The sequence below is a fragment of the Collinsella sp. AM41-2BH genome (assembly GCF_003468085.1).
Taxonomy (GTDB): domain Bacteria; phylum Actinomycetota; class Coriobacteriia; order Coriobacteriales; family Coriobacteriaceae; genus Collinsella.
Genome location: NZ_QSGH01000010.1, coordinates 1 through 10918, shown reverse-complemented (window position 1 = coordinate 10918; position 10918 = coordinate 1). Strand labels below are relative to the sequence as shown.

Genomic DNA, 10918 nt, shown 5'->3' with positions numbered 1-10918 from the left:
TCGGGGGTACCGGGCTGCTCGGGCTTGTCGGGGGTACCGGGCTGCTCGGGCTTGTCGGGGGTACCGGGCTGCTCGGTGGCGAGGGCGTCCTTGGCGTAGGTGATGGACACCTTGAGGCCGTTGGTCTCGGTGTTCAGGTCGCTCGGGGTGAAGGGCTTGCTGAAGTCCTCAGCCTTCAGATAAGCGCGCATCTCCTGAAGCAGGGCCTTGCACTTGACATAGGTGTTCTTGGTGGCAGCGTTGCCGGCCTTGTTGGCCAGGGCGGTGCGGCCCTCAGTGGTGGTCTCGGCGAGCATGGCCTTGTCGACCTCGAGGTTCTGCTCGATGAGCTCGTTCTGGAGAGCGTCGAGGTAGGCGCGAACGCCGGTGCCGAGCTGCTCACGGTGCTCGAAGCACAGGGAGCTGATGTCCATGAGGACATAGTTGATGGAGTTCTCGGGCTCCTCGTTGTTCACGATGTCCTCCTCTTCGCAGTGATCGAAGGAGACGGTCTGGTCGCTGTAGTACGGGCTAACCTCGGTGAGCAGTGCGGAGTAGTAGGGGATGGCGACGGAGTAGGCGGCGCGGGAGAGCATCTCCCACTGGATGGTCGCGATCTCGGGGTCCATGCCCTGACGGATCTGGAAGAGATTGACCTCGGTGTTGGTCTCGGTACCAATGGCGTAGGCGCCGTCGGTGTTGGCGTTGAGGCCCGGGACCTTCTCGCCGCGGTTGCCAAACGCGCGGATCATCTCAAAGGTGTTCCAGTCGGACTTGCCGGGCTGGAAGAACAGCGGCTGCGCCTTGCTAACCAGGGCGCCGGTCGTGGCACGAGCATCTTCGCGCTCGTCCTTGACGATCTCGTAGTCGGTGCCCTCGGTGAGCGGCACACCGAAGTAGGCGCGACCCTGGACATAACGGGCCCAAGAATGCATGGCCTTTTCGCTAATTGCCTCGCCGTAGGTCTGGGCAACGTCAAATTGACCGTCATCGAAGTACTTGGCGAAGCCATTCTCCTTAGGCATGGACTCGATGGTCGCAGAGTGGAGACAGTTCGCGGTGTCGGTGAGGTCAACCTTGTAGTTGAGGTTGCCGATGTTGGGGTTGAGCGAGGCGATATCGTCAGTGAGCCTCATGGCGATCCACTGGTGGCCGGAAAGTGCGGCAAACAGCCAAGTCTCGTTGCTGTCGGCGATGATAATCTGATCGTTGCCGCAGGCGCCCTGCTCGTCGATGATCTTGCCGAGGAGCTCGACGCCCTCACGTGCATTGGCGCTTTCACCTAAGATAACGCTGCCGTAGCTGTACTCGCCAATACCGGTTTTGGTCAGGGGGTCTGCTGCCTCAGCATCAGCATTCATGCCGGTGGTCAGCGTTGCGGAGCAGGACACGCCCTTCTCATTGATGCCTGCCTCAGAGTAGGCATCATAGCGCCCGTGCCACTGGGAGGGATGGTCGCGTACATAGGTGTAGCGATACGTGGTCTTGGTCGAGGTATACATGAATGCGGACTCGTCCGAGCCGTACGTATGCCCCGGGCCGTGAGAAGGCTCAATGCCAAAGTGCTTGAGGTAGCGCTTATCGAAGTCCTCGGCGCGGCCATAGTACGTGTCACCGTCGGCCGTCAGCTTGTTGCCCATGTACATCTGCGTGCAGGCGAGCGCAGATGTCGGCATGGACATGATGGTTGCAGCTCCAAATGCAAGGCCTATGCCAAGCTTCTTGAGCGCGTTGACGGGATGAGTTTTACTCATATTCCCTCCCAGCGTGCGAAAGCCCTCTGTCTCCAGAGGGCTTCACCCAATAATTACACCCCCTTAGCGTAACGAATTCGAAACAATATACATTCATGAAAGTTATTTACTCGATAAGCGTAGCGAAATATGCGATTAACGGTAAATTGAACTCATTTAGTGGGAAATCAATTTGTATAACGCCAGAGAAAAATGTAGCTAAATAAAGCGTCAAGAAAAAAGCGGACCCCTCGCCGGCATGTGGTTTCATGCCGGCGAGGGGTCCGGGCTGCACGGGCCGTCTAAGAGTAATGGCTACTTCTTTCGACGGTGAATCACGTTAATGGCATAGCCGACGAGCATGGCCAAAACGATGACGATAAAGCCAAGGATGGGGTTGTCGTTCACGGGGGTCCTCCTATTTTCCGAGCGGCGAGAATTCGTCGACGATGATATCAAGGCATTGCGGTAGCGCGCGGGCGCCAAAGACGCCGGAGTTGCTGGAGATGATCTCGCCATCAAACTGCATGCCGAGCGATGGCGTACAGGTAATCTTGGCTTCTTTGGTCTGGATGATCTTAAACTGCGGGCGGCCGAGTACCTTGCCGGCGGGGTCGAGCGCGGCGGTGATTACCGTGGGGAGCAACTGCACCGTGCGCACGGGCTCAATAACGACGATGTCGACCATGCCGTCGTTCATACGGCAGTTGGGGAACAGGTTGATGTCGTTTTGGATGACAGACGTGTTGCCCGCCATGCAGCAGATGCCGTCGAGCTCCTCAACAATGCCATCATGCTCAATGGTAAAGTGCGCCACCGTGGGGTTGGGCGTGGCGAGAGCGGAGAGGAAGTAGGCGATCTCGCCGATGTCGTTTTTGGTGGGGGCGGCCTTCATCATGATCTCGGCGTCAAAGCCCGAACCGGCGATGATGATAAAGCCATGGCGCTTTTCGTTGCCGTTCTCGTCGAGCCAAAAGAGCTCGCCCATGTCCACCTTGACCGTGCGGCCGGCGCGGCATGCCTTGGCGAGCGCCGCCGCCTCGGGGGCATTGCCGATGTTGTTAAAGAACAGGCAGGCCGTGCCGGAGGGGAAGACGAGCGTGGGGACGCCGCATCCGCGCATCTGATCGAGCACGTTGGAGACAGTGCCGTCGCCGCCCGAAACGACCACGCGGTCGAACTCGCGAACGTCTGCCACGGCGTCCTCGGGCTCCATGCCATCGCCGATAAAGCGCATCACGACCTCGTCGCCGCCCTGTGCAAGGGCGTGCGTGAATGCGTAGATTTCATCTGAGCTGGGACCCGATGCCGGATTGTGGATGATAAGGCAGCGCATACTTACGTTCCCGTTCTGTGACTAACCGAGTATAGTTGTAGGGCAATGCCGATATCCTACCCGTGTTTTTCGGGCCTAACCTTATTCGATGGGTTGATATGTACATTTCCACACATCAGGCTCTGGTCGACTTTTGCCAGCGCGCCCGCGAGTTCGACGCGATCGCCGTCGACACCGAGTTTTTGCGCGAGCGCACGTTTCATCCGCGCCTGTGCCTGGTCCAGATTGCCACCCCCGCCGAGAGTGTCGCTGTCGATCCGCTGGTGATCGACGACCTGTCGCCGCTTGCCGAGCTTATGGCCGACGAGAGCGTGATCAAGGTCTTCCACGCCTGCTCGCAGGACATGGAAGTTATGCTCCACACTGTGGGAGCGTTGCCGCGACCGATTTTTGATACGCAGGTTGCCGCCGCCTTTTTGGGCGAGCGCCAGCAGATTTCGTATGGAGCGCTCGTTCAGGCGTTCTGCGGCGTATCGCTGCCCAAGACCGAGTCGCTAACCGATTGGTCGCGCCGCCCGCTGAGCGATAAGCAGATCGAGTACGCGATCGATGACGTCAAGTACTTGATCGTCGCCTATACCGAGATGATGAGTCGCCTGCGCGAGCTGGGCCGTGTGGACTGGGTGCTCGACGAGTTGCGCCCGCTGGCCGACGAGTCGCACTATCGCGCCGATCGCCACGAGGCGTTCCGCAAGGTCAAACGCATCAATTCGTGCAGCCGTCACCAGCTGGGTATCGCGCGCGAGCTCGCCGCCTGGCGCGAGGATCGCGCCGAGCGCCGCAACATCCCGCGCAAGTGGGTCATGTCCGACGACACGCTGCTGGCGCTTGTGAAGCGTAACCCCGTGCGCGTTGAGGAGTTCCGCAGCATCCGCGGTACCGACCAGCTGGGTGAGCGCGACGTGGACGGTGCGCTCATGGCTATCAAGCGCGGTGCGAGCTGCCCGCACGATCGCCTGCCGCTCATGGTGCGCGGGCATCGCCAGATTTCGCCGGAGCTGGAGAGCGTGACGGACCTGATGTACGCGCTCATCCGCCTGGTTGCCGAACGCTCGGGAGTGGCGACCTCGGTCATTGCCTCGCGCGATGACCTGGCCGACTATATTGAGCATCCCGAGCAGAGCCCCCTGCGTGAAGGCTGGCGTTTTGAGCTTGTTGGTTCGCGCCTGGACGATCTGCTCTCGGGCAATATGGGGCTGACGGTCAAAGATGGCAAAATTGAATTGCTATAAGGAAGCCTAGCCGCTTGAGTGGGTAAAATGCCTCCAACGTGTAACTCGATTCGGAGGAATTCGCATGCCTTATTACTATGGATACGGCTTTGGCATCGACCCACTGTACCTGCTGGTTGTTCTTGTCTGCACGGTACTTGGCCTTGCCGCACAGAACTATATCAACTCGACGTACAAAACCTGGTCCAAGGTTCGCTCAGACGGCGACACGGGCGCCACGGTCGCTCGCCGCATGCTTGACGCCAGCGGTTGCAATGCCGTGGGTATCAAGGGTGTCGCCGGTGAGCTCACCGACCATTACAACCCGCAGGATAACAACCTGTATCTCTCGGACGCCAACCGTTCGGGCGGTTCGGTCGCAAGCGTTGCCGTCGCTTGTCACGAGGCGGGTCACGCCGCTCAGCGTCAAAGTGGTTATGCCATGATGAAGGTGCGCACCGCTTTGGTCCCCGTCGTCAACTTTACCCAGAACACCTGGACGATCGTGCTGCTCATGGGCCTGTTTATGAACATCGCGGGACTCACGACCCTCGCACTGATCTTCTTCTCGTTTAGCGTGCTGTTCCAGCTGGTTACGCTGCCGGTTGAGATTGATGCCAGTCGGCGCGCCGTGGCGTATATTGAGCAGTCGGGTATGAGCTCCAAGCAGGTCAACGGTGCCAAGAAGGTCCTGACGGCCGCTGCGCTTACCTATGTTGCTGCAGCGCTCACTTCGATCATTCAGCTGCTCTACCTTATGGCTCGTTACAACAGAAACTCCAACCGATAACAAATGGGACCGACGGGCGCCGTGGGGATTTGTGTCCCCGCGGCGCTGTACTATGTGTTGGACTTGAATTTGCGCAGGGCCGAAGCCCTTGTGCACGATGACGAAAGGGGGCTGCGTGGCAGGCTGGAATCTGACCGGCAATACCGTTTCCGCCGAGTTCGACGGATCGGAAGAGCAGGAGCGCAAAGAGCTCAGCGTGAGCCAAGCGGTAGAGATCGCCGCCGGCGCGCTCGATGCCATTCCGCAGCTGAGCGTTTTGGGTGAGGTCACGGGTTTCCGCGGTCCCAATGCCCGAAGCGGCCACTGCTACTTCCAAATCAAGGACGACTCGGCCGCCGTCGACTGCATCATCTGGAAGGGCGCCTACCTTAAGCGTACCTTCGACTTGCGCGACGGCATGCAGGTGAGCTTTAAGGGTAGCTTCAATCTTTACAAGCCTACGGGTCGCATGAGCTTCGTTGCCCGCTCGTTCTCGCTGGCGGGGGAGGGCCTGCTGCGTCAGCAGGTGGCTCAGTTGGCCGAAAAACTGCGTCGCGAGGGCCTGATGGACGAGGCGCGCAAACGTCGCATTCCGGTGTTTTGCTCGCGTGTGGCAGTCGTCACCTCGCTTTCGGGTGCCGTGATCGACGACGTCAAGCGCACACTGCGCCGTCGCAACCCGCTTGTCGAGCTTGTTTGCGTGGGTGCCAAGGTGCAAGGCGAGGGTGCGCCGGCAGAGCTTATTGAAGGCTTGCGCCGCGCCGCTGCCATTACGCCGGCACCCGATTGCATCTTGCTGGTGCGCGGCGGTGGCTCCTTCGAGGACCTCATGACCTTTAACGACGAGGAGCTTGCCCGTGCGGTGGCAGCCTGTCCCGTGCCTGTGGTGACGGGCATTGGGCATGAGCCCGATACCTCGATCTGCGACATGGTGAGCGACCGTCGCGCCTCCACGCCAACGGCAGCGGCAGAATCGGTGGCGCCGGCTATGACGGAGTTGGCCGACGTGCTCGAGACGCGCCATCAGCGTCTGGGCGCCGCGATGGCTTCGATGATCGGGTCGGATCAGGTCGATCTGGAAATGCTCGACCAACGCGGCCGTCGTGCCTGGGACACCTATACGGCTCGTCTGGGCGACGCACTCGATGCAGCCGCGTGCCGCCCGTGCCTCAACGACCCCACATTTATGGTCGAGCGTCGCGAGTCTGAGCTTGCCCTGACGGCCGATCGCCTGTCGGGCGCCATAGCGCGCTCGGTCGGGACATTCCGCTCCAACTTTGAGCACCTGCCCGAGCGTCTGGTTGCAAGCACCTCGGGGCTCGATGGCAAGCGCCATGCGCTCGCGCTTGCGAGTTCTCGTCTGGAGCATCAGGGGCGCACGATGCTCAACAAGCCAGCGTCCGACCTGGGCCGTGCGGCAGCCTCGCTCGATGCCCTGTCGCCGCTCAAGGTGCTTGCTCGTGGTTATTCCATCGCGTACAGCGATGATGGGGTGGCCACGAGCGCCAAGACCTTTAAGCCCGGCGACGCCATCCGCGTGCGCATGGCAGACGGCAACGTGGCGGCAACGGTCGATACGGTCGAATAGACCGCGTTTCATAGCGATAAACCTTTAGGAAAGGAAACAGATATGGCAGAGAAGACCCCGGTCGAGCAGCTTACGTACAAGCAGGCCTCGCAGGAGCTGGAGCTCATCATTCGCAGCTTGGAGTCGGGCGATATGGAGCTCGAGGAGTCGCTCGAGAGCTATACCCGCGGCGTCGAGCTCCTCAAGAGCCTGCGCACCCGCCTGTCCGATGCCGAGCAGAAGGTCTCGGTGCTTCTCAAGGACGTCGACGGCAACGACGTGCTCGCCGACGGCGAGGCCGCCAACACCGACGACAACCTCTCGTTCTAACCATCCTGACCAAATATAATTACCTTGGTCTGTGAGAAAGGAACCAACCATGTGTGATTGCATCTTCTGCAAAATCGCCAACCACGAGATCCCCTCGACCGTTGTCTATGAGGACGATCAGGTCATCGCGTTCGACGACCTCAATCCCCAGGCGCCGGTCCACACGCTCGTGATCCCCAAGAAGCACTACAGCGACATCGCCGACAACGTACCGGCCGAGACCATGGGCGCCATGGCTCACGCCATCCAGGAGGTCGCTAAGGCCAAGGGCTTGGAGGACGGTTTCCGCGTCATCTCCAACAAGGGCGTTAACGCCGGTCAGACCGTCATGCACTTCCACATGCACGTCCTCGGCGGCAAGAACCTGGGCGAGAACCTCATCTGAGTGCGCGTAGGTCGTCGACTTGGCTGCCTTTGGAGTAACCTATGCAGCTTTCTCAACTCGAATACCTTCAAGCGGTAGCGAACTACGGCGGCGTGCGCAAAGCGGCTCGAGCCGTTCATGTGAGCCCACAGGCCGTTTCGTCGGCAATCAAAAAGTTGGAATCTGAGTATCAGATTGTTTTGCTCAACCGATCGGCGGGGGAGGCTGTTTTGTCTCCGGCGGGCAGAGAATTTGCGCGTCGTGCACGCGTGATCCTGGCACAAGTCGACGATCTCAAAAAGTACGCTCAATCGGGGAACGGCGGCGTTTCGCCCGACGGCCATTTCCGTCTTTACGCCCCCTGCCTTCATGGGCGGGGGCGCCTTTTTGCCGAAAACTGGTATGACTCGTTTGAACGCTCGCACCCTCAGATTCACCTTGATGTGTGGCATCAGCCAACGGCTACATGCTTTGAATCACTTATACTTGGAATTTCGGACGCGGCTATCTCGTTTGAGGAACCACGGGACAGCGTCCTTTCTTCAAAATATTTGGGTGAAAAGGAGCTCAAGGTTCTTTCATACCCAGCGGGTCATCAATCTGTTGACGCTATGACCATTCGTGAGTTACTGGGCGGCAGGCTCGCTATTCCCATTAATTTGTCACCCTGTCTCAATGCGATTAACCAATGCCCTGAAGCCCAGCTCGTCAATTTTCGCTTCCGTGATGTCGAATACGAAAACAGGGCGCAGGCTGAGTTTCTTCAAGCCGGGGGATTGATATTGGGTTTTTCTGGCTCTTCTCTCGCATCGGATGGATCGGAAGTGAGCGAGTGCTCCATTGAAGCCTCACATGACGTAGCCTTGCCCATTTACTTTTGCTATCGACAAAATGCCTGGACCGATCGACACCAGACGGTATTTCTCCACCTATTGCGTCATCTCGCTTCGTGAGGCCATTTGGCCTCGTGTCGTCAAGTGAATGTTGACGCCCTGCAACACATAGCTGACAGCTTTGCCCTCATGCTTTTCCAAGATTCCGATTTAGATTGCTGACTCTTGGAGGGCGGAGCATGAAAAACCGTACGGTTTTGCTTTATATGACGTTCGTTTTTCTGTCGAATTTCAGCACCATTTTGTATTTTCTGACGGTTTACCTTGAATTCGTCGGATTCTCGATGGTGGCGATTTCTAGCATGATGATTGCATATCAAGTGAGTAAGTTCATCCTCGAAGTTCCCACTGGCTATATTGCCGATAGGTTTGGACGAAAGACAAGCGGTCTCGTTGGCGTCGTGGGGATGCTTGGATACTACGCCGCCCTGCTTCTCGTTCGATCCCCTCTACTTTTAATCGGTGCGTTCGCTCTCAAAGGTTTTGCCGTTGCATGTCTGAGCGGATCCATAGAAGCGATTTACATTGACAGCGTCTCTCGGGACCAGCTCGTAAGACTTAATGTCGTTGAGCGATTTGTTTTCTATGCCTCTTATGCCATCTCCGCTTGCGTGGGCGGTTTCATTTCGTCTGTCGGTGCATATCTCATCGGTCTTTCGGCAGATATCATCGCAATGGTGTTGACGTTGGTTGTCGTTGTCTGCATTCCTGAAATGCGAAGAGGGGGCACTGCGACGACACCTGAACATGGGATTAGCCCGAAGATGATCGGTACCGCTATTGCGGGTAATGGCATTCTTCGTTCAGCGTTCATCATGGACTGTTCTCAGGCATTTGCTTTTGTCGCCCTGGAAGACTTTTTCTCACTGCTGCTTGCGGGTCGCGGAATGAATGCCGTCGCTTCGGGTGTCACCATTGCGGTCCAGCTCCTTGCCTCGGCCTCCATGGGACTTATTGTGCCCTGCGCGATTGCTCATGTCGACAAGGGCCGCTTTGCGCGTATTTGCGGCATCGTGCGCCTTTTCCTGACAGCTTTGTTTTTGATTCCCCTTACTCCGGCTAATTTGCTGCCCGTGTTCTATGTGCTGCAGACGGTTGCGTACTCGTTATTTGCTCCAATTAAATACTCAATTTTTCAAAAAGTAGCCGATTCTTCGATGCGCTGTTCACTGATTTCGGTTCAAAGCCAGATGGTGGCGGTGGGCGCCATCCTTTTCTATCTGTTCAATGCTGTGTTGAGCAGCATCGCGGGCATTCGAGTCATATTGCTTGTCGCACTCGGAACCTCTTCTTTGGTGTATATCCCCGCGCTCTTTCGTCTTACAAGCCAAAGGACATGAGTATTTGGGCACCGATAACTTATATATCAACGCAATAAACCCGAGCGCGAGGGCGTTTGGGTTTATTATTGAAGCGTATGTAACCTGGCGGCGCCACACCGCCTGTTAGTAGGGAGACACATGAACGTTCTGGTCGTCAACGCAGGATCTTCGACCCTTAAGTATCAGGTCATCGATACCAAGTCCCATAAGGTGTCCGCAAAGGGCTCCTGCGAGCGCGTCTGCTTTACCGGCGGCACTTTCACCCATGCTGCCAACGGCTCCAAGAAGGTGACCGAGAACATCGAGTTCCCCGACCACAAGGTCGCCATCGAGGTTGTCCTGAAGGACCTCGAGGCCAACGGCGTCAAGATTGAGGGTATCGGCCACCGTATCGTTCAGGGCGGTTGGTACTTTGGCGATTCCTCCCTCGTCGACGAGGATGTCCTCGCCAAGATCCGCGAGGTCGCTCCGCTCGCCCCGCTGCACAACAACCCCGAGGCCAACGTTATCGAGTACTGCCTGGAGCAGTATCCCGACCTGCCCAACGTCACGGTTTACGACACCGCTTTCCACTTCAACATGCCCGAGGTCGCCAAGACTTACGCCCTGCCCAAGGACGTCTGCGACAAGCTGCACATCCGTAAGTACGGCGCCCACGGCACCAGCTACCGCTACATCTCCAAGAAGGTCGCCGAGATGACCAACGGCGAGGCCCGCAAGGTCGTCGTGTGCCATATCGGCTCCGGCGCTTCCCTGTGCGCCATCGAGGACGGCAAGTGCATGGACACCACCATGGGCTTGACGCCGCTCGACGGCGTCATGATGGGCACCCGCTGCGGCTCCATCGACCCGGCTACCGTGTGCTACCTGCAGCGCGAGGGCGGCTACACCTTCGACGAGGTCGACGAGATGATGAACAAGAAGTCCGGCCTTTTGGCTGTGACCGGCGGCAAGACCAACGACTGCCGCAACGTCGAGGAGCTCGCCGCTGCCGGTGACCCCGAGGCCCAGCTCGCCTTCGATATGTTCGTCTACAAGATTGCCGCCAAGGCTGCCGAGATGGCCACCTCCATGTGCGGTATGGACACCCTGGTCTTCACTGCCGGCATCGGTGAGCACGCTCCTGCCGTCCGCGCCGGCGTGGCCGACCGCCTGGCCTTTATGGGCGTCAAGATGGATCATGCCCGCAACGCCCTGCGTGGTGACGGCGCATGGTGCCTGTCTGCCAAGGATTCCAAGGTCAAAATCTTTGTCATCCCCACGGACGAGGAGTTCATGATCGCTTCCGACGTCGAGCGCATCGTCAACGGCAAGTAATTGCAAGAGGGGAGGGGCTGGACGACCGAGCGCCGTTCAGCTCCTCTTTTGTACTCGTTGGTTGATTTCCGATCTCAACCGAACACATTGAGCTGAT

General features: G+C 58.3%; 10 protein-coding genes. 8 read left to right on the top strand and 2 right to left on the bottom strand.

Annotation, left to right across the window (positions count from 1 at the left end):
- Positions 1-1733: C69 family dipeptidase (locus DW899_RS06310; RefSeq protein WP_199570282.1), on the bottom strand; the 1733-nt coding region annotated here is incomplete at its 3' end.
- A gap of 397 nt (positions 1734-2130) precedes the next feature.
- Positions 2131-3048, bottom strand: coding sequence for a diacylglycerol kinase family protein (locus tag DW899_RS06305; protein ID WP_117800358.1), 918 nt, complete (start codon positions 3046-3048; stop codon positions 2131-2133).
- Positions 3049-3146: 98 nt separating this feature from the next.
- Between DW899_RS06305 and rnd the strand changes: the two genes are divergently transcribed.
- The 8 genes from rnd (at position 3147) to DW899_RS06265 (ending at position 10821) form a co-directional block, all read left to right on the top strand.
- Positions 3147-4280, top strand: a complete 1134-nt coding sequence (gene rnd / locus DW899_RS06300) for a ribonuclease D (protein WP_117800357.1) — start codon at positions 3147-3149, stop codon at positions 4278-4280.
- A 64-nt stretch (positions 4281-4344) separates the two neighbouring features.
- Entirely contained in the window at positions 4345-5049 is a 705-nt protein-coding gene (locus DW899_RS06295; protein ID WP_117800356.1) for a zinc metallopeptidase, read from the top strand.
- 115 nt (positions 5050-5164) lie between these two features.
- Positions 5165-6616, top strand: a complete 1452-nt coding sequence (xseA, locus tag DW899_RS06290; RefSeq protein WP_369832244.1) for an exodeoxyribonuclease VII large subunit — start codon at positions 5165-5167, stop codon at positions 6614-6616.
- A 42-nt stretch (positions 6617-6658) separates the two neighbouring features.
- Positions 6659-6925, top strand: coding sequence for an exodeoxyribonuclease VII small subunit (gene xseB / locus DW899_RS06285; RefSeq protein ID WP_006234311.1), 267 nt, complete (start codon positions 6659-6661; stop codon positions 6923-6925).
- Between the two features lie 49 nt (positions 6926-6974).
- Positions 6975-7310, top strand: coding sequence for a histidine triad nucleotide-binding protein (locus tag DW899_RS06280; protein WP_035137921.1), 336 nt, complete (start codon positions 6975-6977; stop codon positions 7308-7310).
- 41 nt (positions 7311-7351) lie between these two features.
- The gene (locus DW899_RS06275; RefSeq protein WP_117800355.1) at positions 7352-8242 is read left to right on the top strand and encodes a LysR family transcriptional regulator; all 891 of its coding nucleotides are present in this window, start codon (positions 7352-7354) and stop codon (positions 8240-8242) included.
- A 119-nt stretch (positions 8243-8361) separates the two neighbouring features.
- Complete coding sequence (locus tag DW899_RS06270; RefSeq protein ID WP_117800354.1) at positions 8362-9522, top strand: MFS transporter; 1161 nt, start codon at positions 8362-8364, stop codon at positions 9520-9522.
- A gap of 120 nt (positions 9523-9642) precedes the next feature.
- Complete coding sequence (locus DW899_RS06265; protein ID WP_006234305.1) at positions 9643-10821, top strand: acetate/propionate family kinase; 1179 nt, start codon at positions 9643-9645, stop codon at positions 10819-10821.
- Positions 10822-10918 lie beyond the last annotated feature (97 nt).

Excerpts from the sequence above, each read along its gene's own strand:
- DW899_RS06305 (WP_117800358.1), bottom strand. The coding sequence starts at position 3,048 with ATGCGCTGCCTTATCATCCACAATCCGGCATCGGGTCCCAGCTCAGAT.
- rnd (WP_117800357.1), top strand. The coding sequence starts at position 3,147 with ATGTACATTTCCACACATCAGGCTCTGGTCGACTTTTGCCAGCGCGCC.
- DW899_RS06295 (WP_117800356.1), top strand. The coding sequence starts at position 4,345 with ATGCCTTATTACTATGGATACGGCTTTGGCATCGACCCACTGTACCTG.
- xseB (WP_006234311.1), top strand. The coding sequence starts at position 6,659 with ATGGCAGAGAAGACCCCGGTCGAGCAGCTTACGTACAAGCAGGCCTCG.
- DW899_RS06280 (WP_035137921.1), top strand. The coding sequence starts at position 6,975 with ATGTGTGATTGCATCTTCTGCAAAATCGCCAACCACGAGATCCCCTCG.
- DW899_RS06275 (WP_117800355.1), top strand. The coding sequence starts at position 7,352 with ATGCAGCTTTCTCAACTCGAATACCTTCAAGCGGTAGCGAACTACGGC.
- DW899_RS06270 (WP_117800354.1), top strand. The coding sequence starts at position 8,362 with ATGAAAAACCGTACGGTTTTGCTTTATATGACGTTCGTTTTTCTGTCG.
- DW899_RS06265 (WP_006234305.1), top strand. The coding sequence starts at position 9,643 with ATGAACGTTCTGGTCGTCAACGCAGGATCTTCGACCCTTAAGTATCAG.